The sequence below is a fragment of the Streptomyces sp. AM6-12 genome, assembly GCF_044327085.1.
Lineage (GTDB): Bacteria > Actinomycetota > Actinomycetes > Streptomycetales > Streptomycetaceae > Streptomyces.
Genome location: NZ_JBIQWN010000001.1, coordinates 3,270,168 through 3,296,167, shown reverse-complemented (window position 1 = coordinate 3,296,167; position 26,000 = coordinate 3,270,168). Strand labels below are relative to the sequence as shown.

The 26,000-nt window shown below is 70.4% G+C and carries 24 protein-coding genes; 8 read left to right on the top strand and 16 right to left on the bottom strand.

Features of this window, described 5'->3' with window-relative positions; genetic code table 11:
• Positions 1–145 precede the first annotated feature (145 nt).
• Positions 146–2,668 (top strand): ATP-dependent Clp protease ATP-binding subunit, encoded by a 2,523-nt coding sequence (locus ACE4Q9_RS14880; protein ID WP_397984716.1) that lies wholly within the window; start codon positions 146–148, stop codon positions 2,666–2,668.
• A gap of 237 nt (positions 2,669–2,905) precedes the next feature.
• On the opposite strand, the gene ACE4Q9_RS14875 is transcribed toward ACE4Q9_RS14880, so the two are convergent.
• The 7 genes from ACE4Q9_RS14875 to ACE4Q9_RS14845 form a co-directional block, all read right to left on the bottom strand.
• The gene (locus ACE4Q9_RS14875; protein ID WP_397984715.1) at positions 2,906–3,325 is read right to left on the bottom strand and encodes a DUF2087 domain-containing protein; all 420 of its coding nucleotides are present in this window, start codon (positions 3,323–3,325) and stop codon (positions 2,906–2,908) included.
• A gap of 53 nt (positions 3,326–3,378) precedes the next feature.
• Positions 3,379–4,614, bottom strand: coding sequence for a hypothetical protein (locus ACE4Q9_RS14870; RefSeq protein ID WP_397984714.1), 1,236 nt, complete (start codon positions 4,612–4,614; stop codon positions 3,379–3,381).
• A 15-nt stretch (positions 4,615–4,629) separates the two neighbouring features.
• Positions 4,630–5,751, bottom strand: a complete 1,122-nt coding sequence (locus tag ACE4Q9_RS14865; protein ID WP_397984713.1) for an MFS transporter — start codon at positions 5,749–5,751, stop codon at positions 4,630–4,632.
• Positions 5,752–5,860: 109 nt separating this feature from the next.
• A complete protein-coding gene (locus ACE4Q9_RS14860; protein WP_397984712.1) occupies positions 5,861–6,121 on the bottom strand; it encodes a hypothetical protein in 261 nt (86 codons plus the stop codon).
• Positions 6,118–7,056, bottom strand: a complete 939-nt coding sequence (locus ACE4Q9_RS14855; protein ID WP_397984711.1) for a hypothetical protein — start codon at positions 7,054–7,056, stop codon at positions 6,118–6,120. The genes ACE4Q9_RS14860 and ACE4Q9_RS14855 overlap by 4 nt, the downstream gene beginning before the upstream one ends.
• Positions 7,053–7,598: a hypothetical protein gene (locus ACE4Q9_RS14850; protein WP_397984710.1), complete on the bottom strand. Its 546-nt coding sequence runs from the start codon at positions 7,596–7,598 to the stop codon at positions 7,053–7,055. The genes ACE4Q9_RS14855 and ACE4Q9_RS14850 overlap by 4 nt, the downstream gene beginning before the upstream one ends.
• Before the next feature lie 506 nt (positions 7,599–8,104).
• Positions 8,105–8,737, bottom strand: a complete 633-nt coding sequence (locus ACE4Q9_RS14845; RefSeq protein WP_397984709.1) for an HAD family acid phosphatase — start codon at positions 8,735–8,737, stop codon at positions 8,105–8,107.
• Positions 8,738–9,193: 456 nt separating this feature from the next.
• Here ACE4Q9_RS14845 and ACE4Q9_RS14840 point away from each other — a divergent pair, with 456 nt between their 5' ends.
• The gene (locus ACE4Q9_RS14840) at positions 9,194–9,742 is read left to right on the top strand and encodes a M23 family metallopeptidase (RefSeq protein ID WP_397984708.1); all 549 of its coding nucleotides are present in this window, start codon (positions 9,194–9,196) and stop codon (positions 9,740–9,742) included.
• Between the two features lie 64 nt (positions 9,743–9,806).
• On the opposite strand, the gene ACE4Q9_RS14835 is transcribed toward ACE4Q9_RS14840, so the two are convergent.
• Positions 9,807–10,406, bottom strand: coding sequence for a TetR/AcrR family transcriptional regulator (locus tag ACE4Q9_RS14835; RefSeq protein ID WP_397984707.1), 600 nt, complete (start codon positions 10,404–10,406; stop codon positions 9,807–9,809).
• A gap of 125 nt (positions 10,407–10,531) precedes the next feature.
• Here ACE4Q9_RS14835 and ACE4Q9_RS14830 point away from each other — a divergent pair, with 125 nt between their 5' ends.
• Entirely contained in the window at positions 10,532–12,094 is a 1,563-nt protein-coding gene (locus ACE4Q9_RS14830; protein WP_397984706.1) for an MDR family MFS transporter, read from the top strand.
• A 186-nt stretch (positions 12,095–12,280) separates the two neighbouring features.
• Here the strand turns inward: ACE4Q9_RS14830 and cseC are convergent, their stop codons facing one another.
• The 5 genes from cseC to ACE4Q9_RS14805 all read right to left on the bottom strand — a co-directional run bounded on the left by cseC (position 12,281) and on the right by ACE4Q9_RS14805 (position 16,749).
• Positions 12,281–13,639: a two-component system sensor histidine kinase CseC gene (cseC, locus tag ACE4Q9_RS14825; protein WP_397984705.1), complete on the bottom strand. Its 1,359-nt coding sequence runs from the start codon at positions 13,637–13,639 to the stop codon at positions 12,281–12,283.
• A gap of 10 nt (positions 13,640–13,649) precedes the next feature.
• Positions 13,650–14,354, bottom strand: coding sequence for a two-component system response regulator CseB (gene cseB / locus ACE4Q9_RS14820; RefSeq protein WP_397984704.1), 705 nt, complete (start codon positions 14,352–14,354; stop codon positions 13,650–13,652).
• A gap of 51 nt (positions 14,355–14,405) precedes the next feature.
• Positions 14,406–15,065, bottom strand: coding sequence for a hypothetical protein (locus tag ACE4Q9_RS14815; protein WP_397984703.1), 660 nt, complete (start codon positions 15,063–15,065; stop codon positions 14,406–14,408).
• Positions 15,053–15,592 (bottom strand): SigE family RNA polymerase sigma factor, encoded by a 540-nt coding sequence (locus ACE4Q9_RS14810; protein ID WP_397984702.1) that lies wholly within the window; start codon positions 15,590–15,592, stop codon positions 15,053–15,055. The genes ACE4Q9_RS14815 and ACE4Q9_RS14810 overlap by 13 nt, the downstream gene beginning before the upstream one ends.
• 281 nt (positions 15,593–15,873) lie before the next feature.
• Positions 15,874–16,749, bottom strand: coding sequence for an A/G-specific adenine glycosylase (locus ACE4Q9_RS14805; RefSeq protein WP_397984701.1), 876 nt, complete (start codon positions 16,747–16,749; stop codon positions 15,874–15,876).
• Positions 16,750–16,928: 179 nt separating this feature from the next.
• Between ACE4Q9_RS14805 and ACE4Q9_RS14800 the strand changes: the two genes are divergently transcribed.
• Positions 16,929–17,762 (top strand): hypothetical protein, encoded by an 834-nt coding sequence (locus ACE4Q9_RS14800; RefSeq protein WP_397984700.1) that lies wholly within the window; start codon positions 16,929–16,931, stop codon positions 17,760–17,762.
• A gap of 36 nt (positions 17,763–17,798) precedes the next feature.
• On the opposite strand, the gene disA is transcribed toward ACE4Q9_RS14800, so the two are convergent.
• Both disA and radA read right to left on the bottom strand, forming a co-directional pair.
• A complete protein-coding gene (disA, locus tag ACE4Q9_RS14795) occupies positions 17,799–18,923 on the bottom strand; it encodes a DNA integrity scanning diadenylate cyclase DisA (protein ID WP_397984699.1) in 1,125 nt (374 codons plus the stop codon).
• Positions 18,924–19,000: 77 nt separating this feature from the next.
• Positions 19,001–20,410, bottom strand: coding sequence for a DNA repair protein RadA (radA, locus tag ACE4Q9_RS14790; RefSeq protein WP_397984698.1), 1,410 nt, complete (start codon positions 20,408–20,410; stop codon positions 19,001–19,003).
• A gap of 201 nt (positions 20,411–20,611) precedes the next feature.
• On the opposite strand from radA, the gene ACE4Q9_RS14785 reads away from it, so the two are divergent.
• Positions 20,612–22,420, top strand: coding sequence for a hypothetical protein (locus ACE4Q9_RS14785; RefSeq protein WP_397984697.1), 1,809 nt, complete (start codon positions 20,612–20,614; stop codon positions 22,418–22,420).
• Positions 22,421–22,441: 21 nt separating this feature from the next.
• Here ACE4Q9_RS14785 and ACE4Q9_RS14780 read toward each other — a convergent pair whose 3' ends face one another.
• Entirely contained in the window at positions 22,442–23,281 is an 840-nt protein-coding gene (locus ACE4Q9_RS14780) for a hypothetical protein (protein ID WP_397984696.1), read from the bottom strand.
• Positions 23,282–23,352: 71 nt separating this feature from the next.
• Here ACE4Q9_RS14780 and ACE4Q9_RS14775 point away from each other — a divergent pair, with 71 nt between their 5' ends.
• The 3 genes from ACE4Q9_RS14775 to ACE4Q9_RS14765 all read left to right on the top strand — a co-directional run bounded on the left by ACE4Q9_RS14775 (position 23,353) and on the right by ACE4Q9_RS14765 (position 25,867).
• Positions 23,353–24,285, top strand: coding sequence for a Ppx/GppA family phosphatase (locus ACE4Q9_RS14775; protein ID WP_397984695.1), 933 nt, complete (start codon positions 23,353–23,355; stop codon positions 24,283–24,285).
• Positions 24,286–24,407: 122 nt separating this feature from the next.
• Entirely contained in the window at positions 24,408–25,220 is an 813-nt protein-coding gene (locus tag ACE4Q9_RS14770; RefSeq protein WP_397984694.1) for a sugar phosphate isomerase/epimerase family protein, read from the top strand.
• On the top strand, positions 25,217–25,867 hold the full coding sequence (locus ACE4Q9_RS14765; RefSeq protein WP_397984693.1) for a TetR family transcriptional regulator: 651 nt from the start codon (positions 25,217–25,219) through the stop codon (positions 25,865–25,867). The genes ACE4Q9_RS14770 and ACE4Q9_RS14765 overlap by 4 nt, the downstream gene beginning before the upstream one ends.
• Positions 25,868–26,000: the final 133 nt, after the last annotated feature.

Here is a 26,000-nt window from a genome sequence, read left to right as displayed (position 1 = left end):
GAGCAGATGTCGGCGTTCGCGGTCAGGAGGCCAAGGACGGTGTCGGCAGTTGGAATGAGCGGTCCCCGCTTGCGGGACTAAGCTGCGGAAGGACAGGGAGGGGAAGTTCCCCCCACTGCCTGACCGCTCTGAGGAGCGATTAACGATGTTCGAGAGGTTCACCGACCGCGCGCGGCGGGTTGTCGTCCTGGCTCAGGAAGAAGCCCGGATGCTCAACCACAACTACATCGGCACCGAGCACATCCTCCTGGGTCTCATCCACGAGGGCGAAGGTGTCGCCGCTAAGGCCCTGGAGAGCCTCGGCATTTCGCTCGAGGCGGTCCGTCAGCAGGTGGAGGAGATCATCGGTCAGGGCCAGCAGGCCCCGTCCGGCCACATCCCCTTCACCCCCCGTGCCAAGAAGGTCCTGGAGCTGTCGCTCCGCGAGGCCCTTCAGCTGGGCCACAACTACATCGGCACGGAGCACATCCTGCTCGGCCTGATCCGTGAGGGCGAGGGCGTCGCCGCCCAGGTCCTGGTCAAGCTGGGTGCCGACCTCAACCGGGTGCGGCAGCAGGTCATCCAGCTGCTCTCCGGTTACCAGGGCAAGGAGACCGCCACCGCCGGCGGCCCGGCCGAGGGCACCCCCTCGACCTCCCTGGTCCTGGACCAGTTCGGCCGGAACCTCACCCAGGCCGCCCGCGAATCCAAGCTCGACCCGGTCATCGGGCGCGAGAAGGAGATCGAGCGGGTCATGCAGGTGCTGTCCCGCCGTACCAAGAACAACCCGGTGCTGATCGGTGAGCCCGGCGTCGGCAAGACCGCCGTCGTGGAGGGCCTCGCCCAGGCCATCGTCAAGGGCGAGGTGCCCGAGACGCTGAAGGACAAGCACCTGTACACGCTGGACCTCGGCGCCCTGGTCGCCGGCTCCCGCTACCGCGGTGACTTCGAGGAGCGCCTGAAGAAGGTCCTCAAGGAGATCCGCACCCGCGGCGACATCATCCTGTTCATCGACGAGCTGCACACGCTGGTCGGTGCGGGTGCCGCCGAGGGCGCCATCGACGCGGCCTCCATCCTCAAGCCGATGCTGGCCCGCGGTGAACTCCAGACCATCGGTGCGACCACGCTGGACGAGTACCGCAAGCACCTGGAGAAGGACGCGGCCCTGGAGCGCCGCTTCCAGCCCATCCAGGTCGCCGAGCCGTCCCTGCCGCACACCATCGAGATCCTCAAGGGTCTGCGCGACCGGTACGAGGCGCACCACCGCGTCTCCATCACCGACGAGGCGCTGGTCCAGGCCGCCACCCTGGCCGACCGCTACATCTCGGACCGCTTCCTGCCGGACAAGGCCATCGACCTGATCGACGAGGCCGGCTCCCGGATGCGCATCCGCCGGATGACCGCGCCGCCGGACCTCCGCGAGTTCGACGAGAAGATCGCCGGCGTCCGCCGGGACAAGGAGTCCGCGATCGACTCGCAGGACTTCGAGAAGGCCGCCTCGCTGCGCGACAAGGAGAAGCAGCTCCTGGCCGCCAAGGCCAAGCGCGAGAAGGAGTGGAAGGCCGGCGACATGGACGTCGTCGCCGAGGTCGACGGCGAGCTGATCGCCGAGGTCCTCGCCACGGCCACCGGCATCCCGGTCTTCAAGCTGACCGAGGAGGAGTCCTCCCGCCTGCTGCGCATGGAGGACGAGCTGCACAAGCGGGTCATCGGCCAGGTCGACGCCGTCAAGGCGCTGTCCAAGGCGATCCGCCGTACGCGTGCCGGTCTGAAGGACCCGAAGCGCCCCGGTGGCTCGTTCATCTTCGCCGGCCCCTCCGGTGTCGGTAAGACCGAGCTGTCCAAGGCGCTCGCCGAGTTCCTCTTCGGCGACGAGGACGCGCTGATCTCCCTCGACATGTCGGAGTTCAGCGAGAAGCACACGGTCTCGCGTCTCTTCGGCTCGCCCCCCGGCTACGTGGGCTACGAAGAGGGCGGCCAGCTGACCGAGAAGGTGCGCCGCAAGCCGTTCTCCGTCGTCCTGTTCGACGAGGTCGAGAAGGCCCACCCGGACATCTTCAACTCGCTGCTCCAGATCCTGGAGGACGGTCGCCTGACCGACTCCCAGGGCCGGGTCGTGGACTTCAAGAACACGGTCATCATCATGACGACCAACCTCGGCACGCGGGACATCTCCAAGGGCTTCAACCTGGGCTTCGCGGCCTCGGGTGACACGAAGACCAACTACGAGCGCATGAAGAACAAGGTCCAGGACGAGCTCAAGCAGCACTTCCGGCCCGAGTTCCTCAACCGCGTGGACGACGTGGTCGTCTTCCCGCAGCTCACGCAGGAGGACATCCTGCGGATCGTCGACCTGATGATCAGCAAGGTGGACGAGCGCCTGAAGGACCGGGACATGGGCATCGAGCTCTCCCAGTCCGCCAAGGAACTGCTGTCCAAGCGGGGCTACGACCCCGTGCTGGGCGCCCGGCCGCTGCGCCGTACGATCCAGCGCGAGATCGAGGACAGCCTCTCCGAGAAGATCCTCTTCGGCGAGCTGCGCCCCGGCCACATCGTGGTCGTGGACACGGAGGGCGAGGGTGACTCCGCGACCTTCACCTTCCGCGGCGAGGAGAAGTCGGCCCTGCCGGACGCCCCGCCGATCGAGCAGGCGGCGGGCGGCGGCCCGAACCTGAGCAAGGACGCGTAAACCCGCGGCGCTTCAGCCGAAGGGGCCGGTGCTTTTGGCACCGGCCCCTTCGGCGCTCTTCCACGGTCACTTCCGCGTCCGGGAAGAGGTCCGTGAAAGAGCCGGGATCAGGCAGAGAGCGTGTGGCCGACCGGTGAGGGACGGACTGCTTCAGCAGCTGACCGAACGGCGGAGCCGCCCGTCGCCAGTCGGCCCGTCGAACTCGCCTACGCCGTGCCGGCCGAGGCCTGGACGCTGTCAGACGGTGCTTTGCCGGGCGTGGGCGGCGAACCATTCCGCCTCCCACTCCAAAATCACCGGGAGTTCCCCGGGCAGCCGTGCGGGGAGTTCAGTGGCCAGCCGGTACTGCCCGTCATGACGGACGACATAGCCGTGATCGATCAGCGCCCGCCGCAGGGCCGCGAAGTCGTCGTGCGCTGCCTGGAGGAGTGCGTTCACCTCCGGCTCCTGGTAGACACGACCCGGCTCGAAGAGACTCGCGAGTTTCAGGAGCACGGCCACCCGCGTCTTGCGCTTGGTGGGAAACTGGCGGAGCCGTCCGTCCCGGAAGAACCGGTCGGCGATGACCTGACGCTCCAGCGGTCCGGAAGGGACGGGCGCGTCCCGGCGGACCGCCGGATCCGGAAGGTGAAGGCTCTCCTCGTATCTTCCCGTCACTGTTTCCTGCCGCCTTTCCTTGTTCGGTACGTTCGTTCCGGCGCCGCTCCGAGTCACTGGCCGGCAGGCTGAGAATGGGCTCCCACCACTCCCCACTTCGCCAGCGACTGGAGGACTCGGCCCAGCGGGGCGTTCGGGGCCAGACCGTTGACTTCGACGCTGCCGCCGTCCACGAGGGACGCGAGATCGTCGAGGAGCTGACGGTCGTAGGGCAACTCGGCCACATGCCCGTTGCCTCCGAGCATCAGCCATTCCCGCGACTCCGACACATACCACTGGAGTCCGGCGGTGGAGAGCAGAGAGACCTCGGCGGCAAGACGGACCGGACCGCTGACGGGCCGCGGCACGCCCAGCCGGCTGCTCGTCTCGCGTCGCAGTGCCGACCCGGCCATCCACCGCTCGACATCCCCCTGGCTGACCAGCCGCCGCAGGGTGTTCAGGTTGTCGGTGTCCTCCACGGCGAGCGTCGTCGCACCGTTGATACCGATGGGCGCCCGCTTCGGCCCCTTCGAGTTCAGTGCGCGGCGCACTCGGTCGACCACTTTCCCAGTGTCCCGGCAGTCGTCCCAGAAAGCCAGGTTCAAGTTGAGGCTGACCTCGTCCGGCGACTCCGCCACGTGGTACGTGTCGTAGGGGAAGTAGGCGATGCGATCCGGGAGGTTCTTGAGCGGCGTCGACTGGCCGCGGAAGGCGTTGTATTCCGGCCACTTGGCTCCGGCGACACCCGATACCGACGAGGGCCAGGTGAGCATCACCTTTCCAGGGCGGACGGTGAAGGCGAAGTTGTCGGCGTAGTCGACGTGGGCGCCCGTATGGGTCCACTCGTAGCGTCCGACGAAGCAGTCGACGTCGACCCTGCCGCCCGGCCGGTGTCCGAGGACCTGCGCCATGAGATCGGCGAAGGCCTTGGCGAAGTCCCAGAATTCCGCGCTCACCGCCGGCAGACCGAAATAGGCGGTATTCCAGAATCTACCGGCCATCTTGGTGTCGATCCGCTGGATGTAGGCATCCATGTCCGCGTCGAGTTCTGGGTCGAACATCTGCGAGGTGTCGAGTGCGTCCGCACGCTGGCCGTCGATCACGGTGACAGCCTCACCTTGGCCCGGCGTCTTCGACCCCGCACGAGCAGCCTTCAAGAACTCATTCAGGCAGTCTGGCAGCGCGGCCACAGGCGGTGTGACAGAGCATGCGGCCAGCTCCGCCACCTCACGCCGCCAGACCTTGGTGACGAATTCCGGGCTTGTAACGTTCAGCACGATTGTTTCCTTCCTGGGCACGCTCGCGGCCATGACCGTTGCAACACATCAGGCGATGACTCTCATCGACTTGGATGCCCGCGCCAGCGTCGAGAGGTACAGCCCCCCGGCGACAAGGCAGATTCCTGAGACAGCCGCCAGCAGCGTGGGAGCGTGGCCTGGGCGCAGGACGAAGCCCACCGCGAAACTCAGGAAAAGTGACGCGTTCAGGATCCAGTTGAAAGCGGCCCATGCGTGGGCTTGTCCATCGGCTGGCACGCTCGACCAAATGATGCGGGAGAGAAGAAGGTTGAAGATACCGTTTCCGATACCGCCGAGAACGAACGTGGCAGTGGCGAGCCAGAAAGGGAGCCCGAGGCTGGGCAGACCGAGTGCCAGGGCCACCAGGACATTGGACAGCGGTAGAAAGGCCCGCACCGCAGTGCTCCGCTTGGGGGTCACCGCCGCCGTGATCATCGATGCGACCGCCCAACAGGCCATCACGATGCCGAGGCCCCTGATGTCGTAGCCGGGGGTACGGGCCAGCATGAAGGGACCCGACACTCCCTCCAGGCTGGTTGTGAGCAGCATGGCGACCAGGCAGAGGAGACCGGCGACTCCGAACGCGCCCGGGGCCAGCAAGTAGCCGAAGCCCGCCATGGCCTTGGGGTTGCTCTGGGGGTCCGCCTCCGGAATCCGCGGTGACCAGGCCACGGCCAGGACGAGCAGGAAGGTCAGGGCGTTCAGCACGAAGGTCGGTCCGGCACCGGACAGGCTCACCAGCACGCCGGCCAGCACCATACCCGCGGCGCCGGCGCCGGCCTTGGTCACACCCCACGCCTTGGCGAGTTCGGCCTGTCGCCCATCGCTCAGGGCGTGCAGCAGCGAACGGGAGAACGGCATGGTCAGGGCCTCGCAGGAGGCCGCGATCAGAACGCACGCCAGCACGACGACCGGGTTGTGGGCCAGCACGGCGGCAACGACGAAGGCCGCCACCTGACCGATCAAGCCGGCTCGCCACGCCGTCCGCGAGCGGATCCAGTTCCGGGAGCTGACCACGGGTGTCAGCACCAGGATCGGAATGGTCTGAGCAGCCAGCACCGCGGCGAGGAAGGTCGTGGACCCTTCCTTCACCGCGATGAGGGCGTACGCCACTTGGACCAGCTTGTCGCCGAACTCTGAAGCCGCCATGGCGAGGAGGAGCTTGACCAGCCCTGCTGGGTAACTGTCTGAACGGCCTGACAGCACGGGATGCCTCACACTTCGGAGATGACGAGCCGGGAACAGGGAGCGCTGGGCGTCAGGCCCGTGGGCCGACGAAACCCAGGGAGTCCAGGGTCTGAACGTGCTTGTCGAACGTACCCGCGGCATCGGTGAGCTTGTCGCCCGTCCTGCTCACGAAGAGGTCCCGGGCCTCGTCGACCGACTCCGAGCGCTGAACACATCCCAGAGCGAATGCGGATGTCGGGGTAAGAAGTACGGTGGCGGCGGGGTCCTTCAGGAAGGCGAGGACATGTCGCCGCGTGGACAGGGTGGCGAGGCGGACACAGCGCGTCCTCATGCGCGCACCTCCAGCATTGCCTTGAGACTGTGGTCCAGCCACTCCACCAGGACGCGTCCGTCCTCACCCAGGTTGTCCCGGTGCGGAGAGGCCAGGAGATGGTCGAGCATGAACTGCGCTCGCTCGGTGGGGACTTCGATCTGCTCTGCCGACGGGCCGATGACGCTGCGCCGGAAACCGGCGAGATGCACATAGACATGGCATGCCGAAAGGAGCCGCCAGGTGCTGAAGTACCGCTTGGTCGGCTGCTTGACCGACCACGGCAGCAGCGTGGTCGCCGACGTGTCCTCCGTGTAGGAGGGGACGAGCACCTGCCGGACTTGGCGGGCGAGTTCCGTCACGTCGTGCAGAGACTCGTGCAGGACGGCGTCGGCGAGTTCCCAGGTGTCGCGCTCCAGCATGTGGTGGCCCACGTAGATGACTTCGGGGGTCTGTGACAGATACATGCTCGGCACAGGGTTCTCGACGACGATGCCGACGCTGACGAACGGCAGAACCTGGGCGGCGACCCGGGGGAACACCTCGCCCAACAAGTCGAGGGCTGCCGTCAGGGCCTGCCGCGCGGTCCGGTCCAGTGGATGCGGGCGCGGCCGACCGAGGCCCATGTCCTCGAACGCGAATCCCACCAGACGTGCGAGATCGGTCCACCGGGCACCATCGCGTCCGCCGTGCACCGGACCGGTCTCGAACGTCGATCGGGGCAGCCCATCGAGCGTTGTCCTGTCCGGAAGGTCTGCTATCAGCCGGCCGTACCACGCCGCGCGGGCCACCCGTGTGGCCCGGGACTCATGTGCCACCGGGGCTGCTGGCAGCTCATAGATGTCCGACCAGCCGTCGAGCAGAGCCGCGCGATCCCTGAGCAGAGCCACACCGTCGAAGTACGGGGGTGTCTGCCCGAGTATCTCCTGAGGGACAGTGATCTTGGAGGTCGTCATTCCCGCGGCCTTCCCATGCCGACGGCCAGCAGGACCACCTCTTCCCCTTCGGGCAACGGTGGACGCCCGTGCGGGGTGTAGTTGGCGTGGAAGAACACGGATTCACCGACGTTGAGGTCCGTCGCCATGAATTCGCCGTCCGCCCCCCAAAAGTAGGTGGCCGTCCGGGATTTTTCGGAGGTCTTGACCCGCCGCAGCATCGTGAGCAGATTGAACTCGTACTCCAGCTGGTCGTCTATGTGCAGCGGTACCCAGTCGGACTTCTGGTAGTACAGCAGGAGAGCCTCATTGTCGGGGCGGAAAACAAGCCCGTGCGCGGCGGCGAGGCGGTTGATGACGTCACTCTCTTCCACGATGGACTTCACGGCGCCGGGGGCCGGCAGCACATGACGGCCCATGTAGTCCCGCGAGTCCCCGTGAGAATCCATGGCGATCTGGAGGAGGTTGTTTGTCTGCTGCTCGCTGAAGAGGGTGAACTGTGAATAGACAGACGGCCGGATCCTGACCCGGTCCTTGAGCTGACCCGCGACGAAGTCTGCCATCGCTGCGCGTGGAGTACCCCGCCGTGGCAGTCGACCTGACGGTGTCAACGTGTTCAACTGGAGAGACCACTCGGTCAACTCCGGATCGGTAATACGAGTCATTCTCAGCCCCCTCTCGGCGGATCGGATAGACGTCGGCAGGTCCCGGGGAATCCCCGGGACCTGCGCCGCATCAGCCGTACAGCGGGTACTGAGCGACCTTGCGGTCCGTGAGCTCGGACACCTCCGCAGCCTCGGTGGTGTCGTCCCCATCCGCCAGTTCCGCCAGCTCGTCGAACTCGATGTTGTTCATGGTCTTGCTCCTTCCGTGTGCCACTCGATGCCCCCACGGGGCCGGCTGTTGAAGGAGAGCTAACCAACGGCCCCTCGAGCACGAGTCGGAGAGCCCTTGAAGAACCTTGGAGAACCACTTCGAGGCGACGCGGCGGACGTCCCTGCCCGTCCGTCCGAACGGTGGGGTGGGCGGCCGGGCTTTGTGCGGGAGGCGCGCACCTCGGCCGACTGCTTCAGGAGAGCTGGCCGTTGTAGTCGGGCAGTTTGAAGGTCTGGTCGGCGTGGCCGCCGGAGAGGTCGGTCGTGCTGTTGCCGATGTTGGCGATGATGTCGTAGCCCTTGTTCTCGATGGCGACACGCTGGGCCGTCTTGTAGTCCGCGACGTTCTTGAAGAGGTCGAACAGGCCGCGCACGTAGATGCCGGAGACCTTGTAGCCGTCGTACTCGAGGTTCCACTTGGTGGGTGCCTCGATGATGCCCGGTCGGGCGGTCACGAAGAAGAGGGCGACGCCGTGCTCCTGGGCGTACTGGGCGACGTCGAAGACCGGCTTGTTGGCCGTCTGGGGGACCGTGAAGCCCAGATCGGTGTCCAGCGTGGTGTTGTCGATGTCGAAGACGATGGCCTGCTTGTCGCCCGGCCTTGCGGCGGCGATGCGCTGCTTGAGGTAGGGCAGGGCCTGGTCCATGACCGTCTGGCAGTCGTTCTGCCAGGTGGCGAAGTCGACCTTGCCGGTCGTGGTGCTCGCCGCCGCGGTGGGGGCCGGGGCCGTGGTGGCGTCCGCTGCGCGGGCCGGGGCGGCCACGGCGGCCAGGGCGGCCACGGAGACGGCGGTCACGGTGAGGCGGCGCGCCAGGGGGCTGGTCATCGGTGGGGGTTCCTCTCACGTCACGTACGCGGTGCCGGATGGCAGGTGCATGATCTGTGGTGCGGATGGCGTGAGGGGAACCGTAGGGTTACCGATCGGTAGGTGGATAGGGGTCTGCATCACATTCACAGCCCCGCCGGAGTGCGCAGCCGGTGACATGCCGCACAGGCGATTCATCCCTTACTAGCCCCGATAGTGGGATCCGCCGGGCGGGTAAAGGGCGGGCAAAGCACTCGTAGATCCCTGGTTACGGGTGGAAAGGGGCACGTCGTGCGGGGGGCTTCCGGGTCGGCGCGGGGCCGTCAAGGCGGTGAGTGGTTTTGGGGTCGTCTACTACTGGGTGCCGTAGATGCCCCACTTCCGCCCGTATGGGGCGATCGGTTACCAAGGGATGGCCGCAGCGGCGAACACCTGTCCGCCGGGCGGCCGACCTGTCCCCGAGTTCACGAGGTCTCGATGTTCCAGCGCTTCACGTCCCGTGCCCCCCGTACGTCCTCGCTCCGTACCCGCGCCGCCTTCCTGGCCGCCGGTGTCGCTGTCCCGGTCGTGCTGGGCGCCGGAGTCGCGAGCGCCGCTCCGTCGGCGGCCTCCTGGGTGGACCCGGTGAAGAAGTACTCGCTCTCCGCGGGCTTCAACCAGTCCGGCGCCCACTGGGTCGCCAAGCACAGCGGCCAGGACTTCGCCGTGGCCACCGGCACCGAGGTCGTCGCCGTGCACGGCGGCACCGTGGTCAAGGCCGGTCCCAACGGCGCCGGTGACGGTCCCGCGTACGGCAACGCCATCGTGATCAAGCACGAGAACGGCGTCTACTCCCAGTACGCGCACCTGTCCCGCGTCGACGTCAGGATCGGCCAGAAGGTGAAGACCGGCCAGCACATCGCCCTGTCCGGCTCCACCGGCAACTCCACGGGTCCCCACCTGCACTTCGAGATCCGTAAGACCCCGAACTACGGCTCCGCCCTCAACCCGGTGCCGTTCCTGAAGGGCAAGGGCGTCCGCGTCTGAGCCGAGCGGGCCCCCTGGGCCGAGCCCTCCGAGCCGTCCGTGTCGAGTGAGTCGACCGGGCGGCTCAGTCGTCGGCGTGGGCGTGCTCGTGTGCCTGGGTGACCAGGTCGAGGGCGACCTCCAGCACGGCCCGGCGGCGCTTCTCCACGTCGTCCACCAGGTCCTGCATCACGAACATCCCGGCGTGCAGAGTGAACAGCGCGCTGAGCGAGCGCACCTGGTCGACCAGTTCGGCGTCCGGGTCCATCAGTATGTCCCGCAGCCCGTGCATGCGGTCCTTGAAGGTCTCGCCGATGCGCAGCTCCCGCACCGTCGCCTGGTTCTCCTGCATGAAGCGGAAAAGCGGCTCCGCGTGCGAGAGCGCCTCGCTGTAGCGCCGTACGATCTCCTGCTTCGTCTCCAGGTTGTGCGGCTGGCCGCGACCCCACTCGATCAGGTCGGTGATCGGCTGCGTCAGGTCCTCGAAGAGGCTGACGATGATCTCTTCCTTGGTCTTGAAGTGGTAGTACAGGGCCGCCTTGGTGACGTCGAGGCGTTCGGCGATCTCGCGCAGCGAGGTCTTCTCGTACCCCTGCTCGGCGAAGAGTTCGATCGCGACGTCCTGGATGCGCTGGCGGGTGTTGCCGCGGCGCTGCTGCTTGGTGCCGTCCATGGTGACGCCCATCCTCGTACTCCTCGCGCTTCCGCGGAAACTTACTTGACGCCCGGCTAGTTAGCCGTCTACTTTTGGCAGTGTACTAACTAGCCGGGCGGCAAGTAAGTAGCCGACCAGGGGGAAGCAGGGAAGAGATGGCGGACACGGTGGAGAGCCCCCCGGAGGGCAAGAAGCAGCGGAGCGTGCGCGTCGTACTGCTCGCGCTCATGATCGCGATGATGCTCGCGATGCTCGACAACATGATCGTGGGCACGGCGATGCCCACCATCGTCGGCGAGCTGGGCGGCCTGGAACACCTGTCCTGGGTGGTCACCGGCTACACCCTGGCCACCGCGGCCTCCACCCCGATCTGGGGCAAGCTCGGCGACATGTACGGGCGCAAGGGCGCCTTCCTCGGCTCGATCGTGATCTTCCTGATCGGCTCCGCGCTCAGCGGCATGGCCCAGAACATGGGCGAGCTGATCGGCTTCCGTGCCGTGCAGGGCCTCGGCGCCGGCGGTCTGATGGTCGGCGTCATGGCGATCATCGGTGACCTCGTGCCGCCGCGGGAGCGGGGCAAGTACCAGGGCATGATGGCCGCCGTGATGGCGCTGGCGATGATCGGCGGTCCGCTGGTCGGCGGCACCATCACCGACAACTGGGGCTGGCGCTGGTCCTTCTACATCAACCTGCCGCTCGGCGCGGTCGCGCTGGTGCTGGTCAGCGTGGTGCTGCACCTGCCGAAGAAGCGCGCCGAGGCGGGCATCGACTACCTCGGTGTCGTCCTGCTGACCGTCGGCATCACCTCGATCGTGCTGGTCACCACCTGGGGCGGCAGCGAGTACGCCTGGACCTCCGCGCGGATCATGGAACTGATAGCCATCGGCGTGGTGGCGCTGGCCGGGTTCGTGTTCTGGCAGACGAAGGCCGCCGACCCGGTGCTGCCGCTGCACATCTTCCGCAGCCGCAACTTCACCCTGATGTCCGTGATCGGCTTCATCACCGGCTTCGTGATGTTCGGCGCGACGCTGTTCCTGCCGCTGTACCAGCAGGCGGTGCAGGGCGCGTCGGCGACCAACTCCGGTCTGCTGCTGCTGCCGATGCTCGGCGCGATGCTGGTGACGTCGATGGTCGCGGGGCGGGTCACCACCAACACCGGGCGCTACAAGGTGTTCCCGGTCGCCGGCGGTGTGCTGATGATCGTGGGCCTGTACCTGCTGTCGCTGATGGACACCGGTACGAGCCGCTTCACCTCCGGCGTCTACATGGCGGTCCTCGGCCTCGGCATGGGCTGCCTGATGCAGATCACCATGCTGGTGGCGCAGAACAGCGTGGAGATGAAGGACATGGGCGTGGCGTCCTCCTCGACGACGCTGTTCCGTACGCTCGGCTCCTCGTTCGGCGTCGCCATCATGGGCGCGCTGTTCAACAACAAGGTCAAGGACGTCATGGCCGAGCGGGCGGGCTCGCTGGGCAAGGGCGTCACCGAGCAGTCCGCGCAGCTGGACGCCAAGAGCCTGGCGAAGCTGCCGCCGCTGGCCCGTGAGGCCTACCAGCACGCGGTCTCCGCGGGCACGCACTCCGCGTTCCTGCTGGGCGCCGCGATCGCCGTCCTGGTCCTCATCGGCGCCCTCTTCGTCAAGGAGGTCCCGCTGCGGGGTGGCCCGCAGACGGCGAAGCCGGAGGAGAAGGTCGTTCCGCTGGTCGAGGCGGTCTGACGCGGGACGCGGTACGACGAAGGCCCCCGGCGGTGTCCGCCCCGGGGGCCTTCGTCATGTGCGGGGGTCGTCTGTCCGAGGGGGTGCGGGTCCGTCGTCGGCCACGGCCCCCCCGGCCCGCGGCCGACGACGAACCGAACCGCCCACGTTCAACCGGCGCCCCCCCCATGCAACCGGCGCCCTCACTCAACCGGCACCCCCCGACAACGGCAGCATCGGATAGCTCCCCGTATTCGTCGGCGCATGCTCCGGCAGCCACAGCACCGCCACCGCCCCCTCCGCCGGGAGGTCCGCCGGGACGCCCGTGGGGCGGATGTTGCGGAAGGTGAGGCGCGCGCCGAGGACGCGGGCCTGGCCCGCGGCGATGGTCAGGCCCAGGCCGTGGCCCTGACCGGCGCGGTCCATGCTGCCGGTGCGGAAGCGGCTCGGGCCCTCCGCCAGGAGTTCTTCTGGGAAGCCGGGGCCGTGGTCGCGGACCCGGATCACCCGGCCCTCGACGCTCACCTCGATCGGCGGCCGTCCGTGCCGCGCGGCGTTGGCCAGCAGGTTGAACAGCACGCGTTCGAGGCGGCGCGGGTCCGTCGTCACCTCCGACTCGTGCACCACCCGTACGACGACGTCCGGATCCTTCGCCGCCACCCGCCGCGTGACGAACTCGCCCAGCATGATGTCCTGGAGCTCGGCCCGTTCCGAGGCGCTGTCCAGGCGGGCCACCTCCAGCACGTCCTCGACCAGCGTGCGCATCGCCTTCGCCCGGTCCAGGACCAGCTCCGTGGGCCGGCCCGGCGGCAGCAGTTCGGCGGCCGTCAGCAGCCCCGTCACCGGCGTGCGCAGCTCGTGCGCGATGTCCGCGGTGACCCGCCGCTCGGCCTCCAGACGCTGGCGCAGCGCGTCCGCCATCGCGTCCACCGCCCGTGCGAGGTCGTCGGTCTCGTCCCGTACGACCCCGCCGATGGCCTCCCGCACCCGTACCTCGGTCTCGCCCCGCGCGACCCGGTTCGCGGCGGTCGCGGCCTTGCGCAGCCGGCCGGAGAGCTGCCCGCCGATCAGCACGCCGAGCGCGCTGCCGCCGAGGACGACCGCGATGGACCCGATGACCAGGGCCTGATCCAGGTCCTTCATCACGTCCATGGAGCGGTCCGGGAAGTGGCTGTGCAGCGACAGCACATGCCCGTCCTTGGCCGGCACCGCCGCCCAGATGTCCGGCGGCCCCGAGCCGCGGTCGGAGACATCGCTCGCCCGGCGCCCGGCCATCACCTTCTCGCGCACCGCCGGCGGTATCCCCGGATCGTCGATCTTGATGTTCGGGAAGTTCGTCCGCCCGTACAACTCGTAGTTGCGCTGGGCCAGTTGGACCCGGTCATTGGCCAGGTCGCGTGCGTTGTCCAGCATCGAGACGCGGGCCGCGTTGTGCACGACCAGGCTCAGCGCGATCGCCACGAGCCCGGCGACCAGCGCGATCGCCGCACTGAGCTTCCACCGGATGCCGGTGTGCAGGCCCACGCGCTCCATGCGCCGGACCGGGTGGCGCAGAAACCCCCGCATGCCGCTCCGTTCAGGCCTTCAGCTTGTAGCCGAAGCCGCGGACCGTCTCGATGCGGTCCTGGCCGATCTTCTGCCGCAGCCGCTGCACATGGACGTCGACCACGCGGGTGTCCCCGCCCCAGCCGTAGTCCCACACCCGCTCCAGCAGCTTGTCGCGGGAGAGCACGGTGCCGGGCGCGGAGGAGAACTCCAGCAGCAGCCGCATCTCCGTCGGGGTGAGCGCCACCGGCTGACCGGCCCGGCTCACCTCCATGCCGTCGGTGTCGATCCGCAGCTCGCCGAAGGTCAGCGTGCCGCCCTGCACCGCGGAGGCGGGATCCTCCGGGTGCGCGGAGCCGCCGGCGTGCCCGAAGCGGCGCAGCACCGCACGGATCCGGGCGACCAGTACGGCACCGTCGAACGGCTTGGTCACGTAGTCGTCCGCGCCCGCCTCCAGGCCGAGGACGACGTCGATGGAGTCGGCGCGCGCCGACAGCATGATCACCGGGACCGTCGACTCGTCCCGGATCCGGCGGCACAGGCTGACCCCGTCGAGGCCCGGCACCATCACGTCGAGCAGGGCGATGTCCGGGCGGTTCGCGCGGAACGCCTCCAGGCCCGACAGGCCGTCGGGCATGGCGGTGACCGCGAAGCCGTCCCGCTCCAGGGCGAGCTGCGTGGCCTCGCGGATGACGTCGTCGTCCTCGACGAACAGAACGTGGGTCTGGTCTGCCATCCCGGTGCTCTCTGTCCTCGTGAAGTGCTGGTGGTCCGGTCGGAGCGCGGTTCAGCTGTCCGGCACGGGCGTCGGGGCCTGGCCGGCGGACTTGCTGTACTCGTTGCGCACACTCTTGCCCGGCGTGAACCGTCCCGCCTTCCAGCTGTACGGTGTCACGATCTCACCGGACGGGCTGGAGATGGGATCGCCCTTCTCGTAATACTGCCTGGTCACCGAGAGCCGGCCCTGATCGATCTCGGCGTAGACCGGCGATTCCTCGGTGCGGAAGACGTTCGTGAAGGTCCCGGCGTCGTCCCGGTAGACGTACGAACCGATCCCGACCGCGTCCGCACAGGTCAGCACGTTGATCACGACGTCGTCCACCGGGGAGTCGGTCAGATCGCCGTAACTGACGTCCACCGGGTACTCGTTGCCGCTGCACGGCTTGAGCTCCCGCTTGACGGTGGCGGACACCGCCGGATCGTTCTTGATCAGCTGGACGGCGTCCACCTTCCGGTACTTGTCCGGATCGCTCGGCGAGGGTGCCGGCGAGACCACGACCCCGGCCGCCGCCGAGGCGTGCGCCGGGCCCTCGTCCCGTGCGCCCAGGCCGCCCGTGCCGCACGCCGCGACGAAAAGGGCGAGGGCGGTGACCGAGGCCACCGCCGCGATCACCGCCAGCCAACTCCCACGGGCCCGGTCGGGCCCGGGCCCTGTCAGGCCGCGCAACGCTCCCGCTCCTCACGCTCCAGCGCCCGTGCGTCCAGGTCGCGGGCCTCCAGCTCCTCGCGGAGCCGGGCGAGCGCCCGGTGCAGCGTGCTCTTGACCGTACCGGCCGACATGCCCAGGGCCGCGGCCGTCTCCTCGGTGGACATCTGCTCCCAGTGTCGCAGCACCACGACGCTGCGCTGCTTGGGGGCGAGGACTTTCAGGATGTCCATCAGCAGGGCCCGGTCGGCGTGCTGCTCGGTGGAGTCGTCCACGCTGGCGTCCGGCAGCTGCTCGGTGGGGACCTCCTCCAGCTTGCGGGCCCGCCACCACTCGGTGCGCGTGTTGATCATGACCCGGCGCAGATAGGCGTCGGCGAGGCGCTTGTCGGCGATGCCGTCCCAGCGGCCGTACGTCCGCACCAGCGCGGTCTGGAGCAGGTCCTGCGCGTCCACGGGGTCCGGCACCAGCCGGCGCGCACTGCGCAGCAGCGCGTCCTGTCGCGTGCGGACGTACTCCTCGAATGCGAGCACCTCGCCCTGCGCCATGTTCAACCGCCTCCGTTCCCCGTGTGCTCCGGCCCCCGCCGAAGTCCCGCTGTCCTGCCGGCCCGTGGTCTGGCGGGCACGGAAACGAAGGTAGGCAGTCGTTGTCACGGGGCTGTGCGAACCAGCCTTCGGCTGGCAATCGGCTATCCGTCGGTTGTGTAACGGCCGTAGGAACGGGGTAAAGAGTGCGGCCCTTGTGTCCAGTTATAAGGCTTTTGCGGTAGTCAGGTTGGGCGGAGGGCGCCGTAACAGTGGGGGCGCCGCTGTGATCTGGCTGTGGGTCAGGTCAGCGGCAGCCGGTACAGACCGCCCGGCAGCGGTTCCACCAAGCCGTCGGCCACCAGTCCGTCCAGCGCGCGGGCCCGCTGCACCGGCTCGTGCCACACCCGGTCGAGCAGTGCCTGCGGCACCGGCGCGTGCGCCTCCCGCAGCACGGCGAGCAGCTTGCCGCGCACCTGCCGGTCCGTACCGGCGTACGTCTGCCCGCGCCGCGGTGGCCCCTGGTGCTCGGGCTTGCCCGCCTGCCGCCAGGCGCACTGCGCGGCGATCGGGCAGCGCGCGCACCCCTCGTTCTTCGCGGTGCACACCAGCGCGCCCAGCTCCATGGAGGCGGCGGCCCAGCGCGCGGCCGTCCGCTCGTCCTCAGGCAGCAGCTCGCGGGCCAGCCGCCGCTCGGCCGCGGTCGTCGCGTTCGGCGGGTACTGCACGCCCGTCACCGCCCGCGCCAGCACCCTTCGCACATTCGTGTCCAGCACCGGGTGCCGCTGCCCGTAGGCGAACGAGGCCACCGCGGCGGCCGTGTACTCGCCGATGCCGGGCAGCGCGAGCAGCTGCGCGTGTTCCGTCGGTACGTCGCCGCCGTGCCGTTCCGTTATGGCGACCGCGGCGCCGTGCAGCCGCAGCGCGCGGCGCGGATAGCCGAGTCGGCCCCAGGCGCGCACCGCCTCGCCGGGCGCCTCCTTCGCCAGGTCGGCGGGGCGCGGCCAGCGGGCGAGCCACTGCTCGTAGACGGGCAGCACCCGGTTCACCGGGGTCTGCTGAAGCATGAACTCGCTGACCATCACGCCCCACGCGCCCGCCTGAGGGCGGCGCCAGGGGAGGTCGCGGGCATGGGCGTCGAACCAGGCGATCACGGGGGCGTGGAGTTTCTCGGTCATGGCCTTCCGATCCTGCCACGCCACGCGGGGTGGCGCGGGTGACCAGGCCGTCACTCAGCGTGCCGAACGCTGAAGAACCGTGCCTGCACGGGCAGTTACCGGAATGATGATCCGGAAAAGTTGCCGCGTGGTCGGCGGGTGGGGCAAGGCCGCGCGCCGAACTCTCGTAGAGTTTGGGCGTGGGATCTCTGCGCAATCCGGTCGGGCCGCTTCCCTCCTCCATCTACTGGCGCAGGAGGGTCGTACTGCTGTCGGTGGTCGTCGTCTCGGCGCTGCTGATCGCGTGGATCGTCACCGCCGGGGGCGGCGGAGGCGGGAAGAAGGGCAGCAGCGCGTCCGGCGGCAAGAACCCCACGAACACGATCACGCCGGGGCCGTCGGGCTCGGGTCCCGCGTACAGCCAACATCCGGGCGGGCGGGACCAGTCGGGGGGAGCGGACTCGGGTTCCGGGTCCGCCGGTTCCGGGTCCGGTCCGGATCAGGGTGCCGGGTCCTCCGGTGCCGGGGACTCCGGCTCGGGCTCGGCAGGATCCGCCGGTTCGGGCGGCTCGTCCGCAGCGGGCGGCGGGGCGGTGGCCGCGGGCGACGCGCTGCCCGGCTCCTCCGCACTGGCCAACTGCGCTTCCACAGCGGTGTCGTTGGGCCTGCGCAGCCTGCACAACTCCTACTCGCCGGACCAGACGCCGGCGTTCGAACTGACCGCGAGGAACACGTCGTCCGCCGACTGCAAGGTCGATCTCGGGCCCCGGAACGCGGTGTTGACCATCACCCCGGCCGACGGCGACCACCCCTTCTGGTCCTCCGCCGACTGCCCCAAGGGCGCGGGCCACCTGCTGTTCCGGGTACCGGCCGGCAAGTCCATCACGTACACGGTGAAGTGGGACCGCCACCCGAGCGCCGCCCACTGCGCGACCCCGCCGAGCGGCACGGCGAATCCGGGCACGTACCTGCTGGAGGCGAAGACACCGGGCTACGGAAAGCTTCAGGCGTCCTTCGTGCTGTCGGCGGACTGAAGCGCCCCACACCCCCGGGGCTCCGCTGACGGGAATTCAGACGTACCGCTCCAGGATCGAGGACTCCGCGAGCCGCGAGAGCCCCTCCCGCACGCTCCTCGCCCGCGCCTCGCCCACACCGTCCACCGTCTGGAGGTCGTCCACACTCGCCGCGAGCAGCTTCTGCAACCCGCCGAAGTGCTCCACCAGCCGGTCGATGATCGCCCCCGGCAGCCGCGGCACCTTGGCCAGCAGCCGGAAGCCCCGCGGGGACACCGCGGAGTCCAGGGTCTCGGGCGACCCGGTGTAGCCCAGCGCCCGCGCCACCGTGCCGACCTCGATCAGCTCCGCCTGGGTCAGCGCGTCCAGCTCCGCCAGGGCCTCCTCCACGGTGCGGGAGCGCTTCGCCGTCGGCTCGGGCACGTAGTCCCGCACCACCAGCTCGCGGTCCGGCTCGACCCCCGCGATCAACTCCTCCAGCTGGAGCGAGAGAAGACGGCCGTCGGTGCCCAGCTCCACCACGTACTCGGCGATCTCGGTGGCGATCCGGCGCACCATCTCCAGACGCTGCGCGACGGCGGACACGTCCCGCACCGTCACCAGGTCCTCGATCTCCAGCGCCGACAGCGTGCCCGCCACCTCGTCCAGGCGGAGCTTGTACCGCTCCAGCGTGGCCAGCGCCTGGTTCGCGCGGGACAGGATCGCCGCCGAGTCCTCCAGGACCCGGCGCTGACCGTCCACGTACAACGCGATCAGCCGCATGGACTGGGAGACGGAGACGACGGGGAAGCCGACCTGCTTGCTCACCCGGTCCGCCGTCCGGTGCCGGGTGCCGGTCTCCTCCGTCGGGATGGTCGGGTCCGGGACCAGTTGGACGCCCGCGCGCAGGATCTTCGACAGGTCCGAGGAGAGCACGATGCCGCCGTCCAGCTTGCACAGCTCCCGCAGCCGGGTCGCGGCGAACTCCACGTCCAGCACGAACCCGCCCGTGCACATCGCCTCGACGGTCTTGTCGGAGCCGAGCACGATCAGGCCGCCGGTGTTGCCGCGCAGCACGCGCTCCAGGCCGTCACGCATGGCCGTACCGGGAGCCACGGCGCTCAGCGCCGCGCGCATCAGGCCATCGGAACCGGCACTCCCACCGGACTTTCCGGGAGCTGCTGCCCGGTCGTTGGCTGCCACTGCACTCCTCCGGTCGGGGGTTCTCACGCGCACGGCCCGCACTCGGTTCGTACGGACGGGCGAGACCTGGGCAAAGTCTACCGGCGCTGCTCCGCCTCCCGCGGGGCCTCCCGGCGACGGGAGCGGGGCAGCACCCGCAGCGCGTCCCCCATGTCCGCGACTTCCAGCACCTTCATCCCCGCCGGGACCTTCCCCGGATCGCCCGGCACCAGCGCGTGCGTGAAGCCGAGCCGGTGCGCCTCGGCGAGCCTGCGCTGCACGCCGGTGACCCGCCGCACCTCGCCCGCGAGACCCACCTCGCCGATGGCCACCAGGTTCTTCGGCAGCGGGGTGTCGCTCGCGGCGGAGGCCAGCGCGAGGGCGATGGCCAGGTCGGCGGCGGGCTCGGACAGCTTCACGCCGCCGACCGTCGCCGAGTAGATGTCCCGCTTGCCGAGCGCGCTGATCCGCCCGCGCTGTTCGAGCACGGCCAGCATCATCGACACGCGGGAGGTCTCCAGGCCCGAGGTCGTACGCCTGGGGGAGGGGATCTGGGAGTCCACGGTCAGCGCCTGCACCTCCGCGACCAGCGGGCGGCGGCCCTCCAGGGTCACGGTCAGGCAGGTGCCCGGCACCGGTTCGTCGCGCCGGGTCAGGAAGAGGCCGCTGGGGTCGGCGAGACCGGTGATCCCCTCGTCGTGCAGCTCGAAGCAGCCGACCTCGTCCGTCGCGCCGTACCGGTTCTTCACGCCGCGCACCAGGCGGAGCCGGGCGTGCCGGTCGCCCTCGAAGTGCAGGACGACGTCCACCAGGTGCTCCAGCAGGCGGGGGCCCGCGATCGCGCCGTCCTTGGTGACATGGCCCACCAGCAGCGTGGACATGCCGCGCTCCTTGGAGGCGCGGATCAGCGCCCCGGCCACCTCCCGGACCTGGGCCATGCCGCCGGGCGCGCCGTCGATCTCCGGGGAGGCGACCGTCTGCACCGAGTCGAGGACCAGCAGGGACGGCTTGACCTCGTCCAGGTGCCCGAGGACGGCGGAGAGATCGGTCTCGGCGGCCAGATACAGCTGGTCGTGCAGCGCGTTGATGCGGTCGGCGCGCAGCCGCACCTGGCTCGCCGACTCCTCGCCGGTGACATAGAGGGTGCGGTGCTCCTCGCTCGCCGCCTTGGCCGCCACGTCCAGCAGCAGGGTGGACTTGCCGACGCCCGGCTCGCCCGCCAGCAGCACGACCGCGCCCGGCACCAGCCCGCCGCCGAGCACCCGGTCCAGCTCGGGCACCCCGGTGGAGCGGGCGGTCGCCTGCCGGCCGTCGACCTGGCCGATGGGCAGCGCGGAGGTGACGACGCGACCGGGGGCCGTGGTACGGACCGCGGGCGCGCCGTACTCCTCGACGGTGCCCCACGCCTGGCACTCGGGGCAGCGGCCGAGCCACTTGGCCGTCTGCCAGCCGCACTCGGTGCAGCGGTAGGACGGACGGTCCTTGGTGGTCTTGGTACGGGCAGCCATGCGGAAACCGTAGCCCGCGGCACTGACAACGGGACCGGGGGCCGCCGATCGGGTGGCCGGGCAGCGCTCGCCGGCCCGCGCAATCCGGCCACGGGACACAGCGCTCGTGTCCCCTTATGAGGGATCGTTTCACCCGTACGGATTAAAAGTGCTCAAGGCTCCGGAGCGGGCGCTGCCCCGCCGCCTACGGTCGCACGGGTGATGAGCAGCAGCCCGGAGACCACCACCCGCACCGGCGCGCACCGGGCGTACGGCACGGCGCGCGAAGCACGAGAGGCGGGCGAGGGGCGTGAACCGCGCGAGGGGGCGCGAGTGCCTGGTGTGTTCGAGTCACGTGAGGCGGACGAGGCGCAGGGGGCACGCGAGGTCCGTGAGGCACGGGACCGTGCCGCCGCCCGCACCATCGCCCGGCGGGCCTCGACCCGCCACGAGCCGCACGAGCCGTACGAGCCGTACGTGGACGGCCTGTTCACCTACTGCCTGTCCGTGCTCTGCGACCATGACGCGGCCACCGCCGCGCTCCGCGAGGCCCTCGCCCTGGCCGAGCGGCGGGCCCACCGCGCGCCCGCGGCCGACGGCGAGCGCAGGGCCTGGCTGTACGCGCTGGCCCGCTGGGCGTGTCTGCGCGAACTGGCCGAGGCGAAGCGGAGACGTCAGGCCACGCACGCGGCCGGCCGCACGGGCGGTACGGGCCGCGCGGACCAGGGGCAGGGGGCCGGGCCCCAGGCGCCCGACCCCGCGCTCCCCCCGGAGGTGCGGGAGCGCCGGCGCCGTGAACTCTCCCTGCTCGCCTGGCCGGAGGCGGCCGGCACCACGCCCGAGCAGCGTGAGGCCCTGGAACTCGCCGTCCGGCACCATCTGACCGCCGCCGAGGTCGCCGCCGTCCTCGGCATGGCACCGGCCGCCGCCCGCGATCTGCTCGCCACGGCCGCCTGCGAGGTCGAGCGCACCCGGGCCGCGCTCGCCGTGGTGGAGCGCGGCGGCTGCCCGAGCGTCGCCCATCTCACCGGCGACAGCAGGCTGATCCTCAGCACCGCGCTCCGCCGCGAGCTGGTCCGGCACGTCGACGACTGCCCGCGCTGCCGCCGCAGTGCCGAACGCGCGGCCCCCGGCCGCTGGCCCGGCACCTCGGTCACCCCCGCCGAACTGCCCGTCCTGGCGGCGCCCCGCGCGGCCCTCGTCCCGCGCCCCCGCGCGAAGGTCTCGGACGCGCCCCGCTTCGACCGGCGGGGCTTCCCGATGGACCCCGGCGACCGCGCGGCCCGCCGCGACCGGCTGCGCGCCCGCGCGGTGACGACGACCGTGGTGGCGACGGTGGTGGCGGCCCCGGTGCTGGCCCTGTGGGCGGCGTACCGGGGCGCGCCGACGGGGGAGCCGGACGGCCGTCCCGGCACCGCGCGCGAGGAGCGGGGCCCGGACGCGACCGGCGGGGACGGCACGGGCGGGGCGTACGAGAACGCGGGCAGCGCGAGCCGGAAGCCGGGCGCGGGCAAGGACGGCAAGCCGGACGTCTCGGTGTCGGTGCAGAGCACGGCGCCCGGCACCGCGGACGGCTCGGCCGGGAGCCTGTCGGTGACGGCGGCGAACGACGGCGACACCACGCTGATCACACTGACCGCCACCGGGCCCGACCCGGTCCATTGGTCCGCCGTCACCGGTTCCGCGTGGCTCTATCTGAGCCGGTCCTCGGGCACCCTCGCCCCCGGCGAGAGCCTGACCCTGAAGGCGTACGTCGACCACCTGCACGAGCCCAGGGGGGCCTGGCAGGCCCGCGTCTCCCTCGCGCCCGGCGGCGCCGTGGTCACCATCACCGGCTACGGCCCGCCCCCCTCGCGCCCGACCCAGGCTCCGCCACCGCCGACGACCACCGCCCCGACCTCCCCGGCGACCCCGCCGCCGACCACCCAGCCCACACCCCCGCCGACCCCGACCGACCCCCCGCCGTCCACGACGCCCCCGCCCCCGCCGACCCCGACGGACAGCGGGACACCGACTCCGTCGGGGAGCTAGGAGGGCGGGCGGGGGAGTGGATCAGGCAGTGGGGTCGGCCGGGTGGGGGGCCAGCAGGGGGAGCTGGGCCGACAGGCGCTGTTCGCACAGCTCGGCCAGCCGGTCGTAGCCCTCCTTGCCCATCAGCTCCGTCAGTTCCGCCCGGTACGAGACGTACACCGGATCGCCCGCGCCATGCGCCGACGTGGCCGAGGTGCACCACCAGTGCAGGTCGTGGCCGCCGGGACCCCAGCCCCTGCGGTCGTACTCCCCGATGGAGACCTGGAGCACCCGTGTGTCGTCGGGCCGGTCGATCCACTCGTACGTCCGGCGGACGGGCAGTTGCCAGCACACGTCCGGCTTGGTCTCCAGCGGCTCCCGGCCCTCCTTGAGCGCGAGGATGTGCAGCGAGCAGCCCGCGCCGCCTGCGAAACCGGGCCGGTTCTGGAAGATGCACGACCCCTGGAAGGGCCGCGTCTGCCGGGACCCCTCCTCGTCCTCGGAGACCCAGCCGTCCCGCGTGCCCTCCGCGTGGTGCTGCCAGATGTCCGGCGTGAGCCGAGCCACGTGTCCGGCGACCCGCTTCTCGTCGTCCTCGTCGGAGAAGTGCGCCCCCAGCGTGCAGCACCCGTCGTCCGCCCGCCCCGCCTTGATGCCCTGGCAGCCGCTGCCGAAGATGCAGTTCCAGCGCGAGGTCAGCCAGGTCAGATCGCAGCGGAAGACCTGCTCGTCGTCCGCCGGGTCCGGAAACTCCACCCACGCGCGCGCGAAGTCGAGCCCCTGCTCGTCGCTCACCTTCGCCCCCTTGGCAGCTTTGGCGGTCTTGTGAGCCTTGTCCGTCTTACCAGCTTTCGCGGACTTCGCCTTTTTCGTCTTTGGCACCCGTCCAGGGTAAGTGTCCCGCCCCCGGTCCGGGGACCGTCAAGCCGCGTTCTGGCAGTAGCGTTCCGTATATGAGACTCGGTGTCCTGGACGTGGGTTCGAACACGGTGCATCTGCTGGTGGTGGACGCCCACCCCGGCGCGCGCCCGCTGCCCGCGCATTCGCACAAGGCCGACCTTCGGCTCGCCCAACTCCTCGACGACAGCGGTGCCATCGGCGACCCCGGCATCGAGAAGCTCGTCGACGTCGTACGGGACGCCCTCCAGGCCGCCGAGGACAAGGGCGTCGAGGACCTGCTGCCCTTCGCCACCTCCGCCGTCCGCGAGGCGAGCAACGCCGACGAGGTCCTCGCCCGCGTCGCCGAGGAGACCGGCGTGCGACTCCAGGTCCTCTCCGGCGCCGAGGAGGCCCGCCTCACCTTCCTCGCCGTACGCCGCTGGTTCGGCTGGTCGGCCGGGAAGCTGCTGGTCCTGGACATCGGCGGGGGCTCCCTGGAGATCGCCTTCGGCATCGACGAGGAGCCGGACGCCGCCGCCTCCCTCCCGCTGGGCGCGGGCCGCCTCACCGCCGGCTGGCTGCCCGGCGACCCGCCCGCCCCGGACGACGTACGCGCCCTGCGCCGCCATGTCCGCGCGGAGATCGCCCGCACGGTCGGCGAGTTCGCCCGCTTCGGTGCCCCCGACCACGTCGTCGCCACCTCCAAGACCTTCAAGCAGCTGGCCCGCATCGCCGGCGCCGCCCGCAGCGCCGAGGGCCTTTACGTCCAGCGCGAGCTCAAACGCGAATCCCTGGAAGCCTGGGTGCCGCGCCTGTCCGGTATGACCATCGACCAGCGCGCCGAACTGCCGGGCGTCTCCGACGGCCGGGCGGCCCAGCTCCTCGCGGGCGCCCTGGTGGCGGAGGGCGCGATGGACCTGTTCGGCGTGGAGAGCCTGGAGATATGCCCGTGGGCCCTGCGGGAGGGCGTGATCCTGCGGCGCCTCGACCACATGGGCTCGGCCTGAGCGTCCGCAGGGGCGCGCGGCCGGGGTCACCGGGACGCACCCGCACGCGCCCAAATGGCAAACCTCACACCGGCGAACAGGCACCCGGCACCCTCACCGCACCACCCCTTAAGGTGTCGGACGTGGCTGAACCAACGACCGTCCCGGTAGCGCTGTCGACAGCCTCCGTCTACCCGGAGTCCACGGCGACGGCCTTCGAGATCGCCGCGCGCCTCGGCTACGACGGCGTCGAGGTCATGGTCTGGACCGACCCCGTCAGCCAGGACATCGACGCGCTGCGCCGTCTCTCGGACTACCACGGCATCCCGGTCCTCGCCGTGCACGCCCCGTGCCTGCTGATCACCCAGCGCGTCTGGTCCACCGACCCGTGGACCAAGCTGCGCCGCGCCCGTGCCGCCGCCGAGAAGCTGGGCGCCTCCACCGTCGTCGTCCACCCGCCGTTCCGGTGGCAGCGGCAGTACGCGCGGGACTTCGTCGCGGGCGTCTGGCGGATGGCGGACGAGACGGACGTGCGGTTCGCGGTCGAGAACATGTACCCGTGGCGCTACCGCGACCGCGAGATGCTCGCCTACGCCCCCGCCTGGGATGTCAGCCAGGACGACTACCGGCACTTCACCATCGACCTCAGCCATACGTCGACGGCCCGTACCGACGCCCTGGAGATGATCGGCCGCATGGGCGACCGGCTCGGCCATGTCCACCTCGCCGACGGGCGCGGCTCGGCCAAGGACGAGCACCTGGTGCCGGGGCGCGGCGACCAGCCCTGCGCCGAACTGCTGGAGCACCTGACCGTCTCCGGTTTCACCGGCCATGTCGTCATCGAGGTCAACACCCGACGGGCGATGTCCGGCGCCGAGCGCGAGGCCGACCTCGCCGAGGCCCTCGCCTTCACCCGCAAGCACCTGGCCGCCGCCGTCCGTCTCCCCCGCCGATGACCGACCCCACCGGCCCCACGGACCTCGGCAGTCCCACCGACCCCACCGAGCCGGCCCCCCGCCGCCGCGGCCGGCCCTCCCGTGCCGCCTCCGCCGGGACGCGGGACCGCATCCTCACCGCCGCCCGTGAGGAGTTCTCCGCGCGCGGGTACGACAAGACCTCCGTACGCCAGATCGCCAAGGCGGCCGGCGTGGACTCCGCGCTGGTCCACCACTACTTCGGCACCAAGGAACAGGTCTTCGCGGCGGCCGTCGAGGTCGCCTTCGCTCCCGCTCTCGCCGCCCCGGACGTCCTCGCCGAGGGCCCGCCGGACGGGGTGGGGGAGCGGCTGGCCCGCTTCGTGCTCGGCGTCTGGGAGGACCCCACGACCCGCGCCCCGCTGCTCGCGATCCTGCGCTCGGCCGTCACCAACGACACCGCCGCCGCCGTCTTCCGCCGCCTGGTCGCCGCCCAGCTGGTGCGCCGCGTCGCCGCCCGCCTCGACCTGCCGGACGCCGAACTGCGCGCCGAACTGGCCGCGGCCCAGCTCGTGGGTACGGCCATGATGCGCTACGTCCTCAAGCTGGAGCCGCTGGCCTCGGCGGACGTGGAGGAGATCATCGTGCGGGTGGCACCCGTCGTACAGAAGCACCTCACCCGGCCCTGACCGGCACCCGCGGCCTGACCGGCACCCCCGAGCACGGCCGCCGGCCGGGCGCCGGTGAAATGCCCGTCCCGCATTCCGGACAAGCGTGTCCATTCCTTGGAGCCCCGGCGTAGTCTCGGAGAAAGCCAGAACT

Bases quoted from the DNA above. Each gene is read 5' to 3' on its own strand.
- ACE4Q9_RS14850 (WP_397984710.1), bottom strand. From the start codon at position 7,598: ATGGCAGACTTCGTCGCGGGTCAGCTCAAGGACCGGGTCAGGATCCGG.
- ACE4Q9_RS14785 (WP_397984697.1), top strand. From the start codon at position 20,612: ATGAGCAGCAGCCCGGAGACCACCACCCGCACCGGCGCGCACCGGGCG.
- ACE4Q9_RS14870 (WP_397984714.1), bottom strand. From the start codon at position 4,614: ATGGCCGCGAGCGTGCCCAGGAAGGAAACAATCGTGCTGAACGTTACA.
- ACE4Q9_RS14865 (WP_397984713.1), bottom strand. From the start codon at position 5,751: ATGGCGGCTTCAGAGTTCGGCGACAAGCTGGTCCAAGTGGCGTACGCC.
- ACE4Q9_RS14830 (WP_397984706.1), top strand. From the start codon at position 10,532: ATGGCGGACACGGTGGAGAGCCCCCCGGAGGGCAAGAAGCAGCGGAGC.
- ACE4Q9_RS14840 (WP_397984708.1), top strand. From the start codon at position 9,194: ATGTTCCAGCGCTTCACGTCCCGTGCCCCCCGTACGTCCTCGCTCCGT.
- ACE4Q9_RS14855 (WP_397984711.1), bottom strand. From the start codon at position 7,056: ATGACGACCTCCAAGATCACTGTCCCTCAGGAGATACTCGGGCAGACA.
- ACE4Q9_RS14860 (WP_397984712.1), bottom strand. From the start codon at position 6,121: ATGAGGACGCGCTGTGTCCGCCTCGCCACCCTGTCCACGCGGCGACAT.
- ACE4Q9_RS14765 (WP_397984693.1), top strand. From the start codon at position 25,217: ATGACCGACCCCACCGGCCCCACGGACCTCGGCAGTCCCACCGACCCC.
- ACE4Q9_RS14775 (WP_397984695.1), top strand. From the start codon at position 23,353: ATGAGACTCGGTGTCCTGGACGTGGGTTCGAACACGGTGCATCTGCTG.
- radA (WP_397984698.1), bottom strand. From the start codon at position 20,410: ATGGCTGCCCGTACCAAGACCACCAAGGACCGTCCGTCCTACCGCTGC.
- cseC (WP_397984705.1), bottom strand. From the start codon at position 13,639: ATGCGGGGGTTTCTGCGCCACCCGGTCCGGCGCATGGAGCGCGTGGGC.
- cseB (WP_397984704.1), bottom strand. From the start codon at position 14,354: ATGGCAGACCAGACCCACGTTCTGTTCGTCGAGGACGACGACGTCATC.
- ACE4Q9_RS14805 (WP_397984701.1), bottom strand. From the start codon at position 16,749: ATGACCGAGAAACTCCACGCCCCCGTGATCGCCTGGTTCGACGCCCAT.
- ACE4Q9_RS14810 (WP_397984702.1), bottom strand. From the start codon at position 15,592: ATGGCGCAGGGCGAGGTGCTCGCATTCGAGGAGTACGTCCGCACGCGA.
- ACE4Q9_RS14880 (WP_397984716.1), top strand. From the start codon at position 146: ATGTTCGAGAGGTTCACCGACCGCGCGCGGCGGGTTGTCGTCCTGGCT.
- ACE4Q9_RS14845 (WP_397984709.1), bottom strand. From the start codon at position 8,737: ATGACCAGCCCCCTGGCGCGCCGCCTCACCGTGACCGCCGTCTCCGTG.
- ACE4Q9_RS14835 (WP_397984707.1), bottom strand. From the start codon at position 10,406: ATGGGCGTCACCATGGACGGCACCAAGCAGCAGCGCCGCGGCAACACC.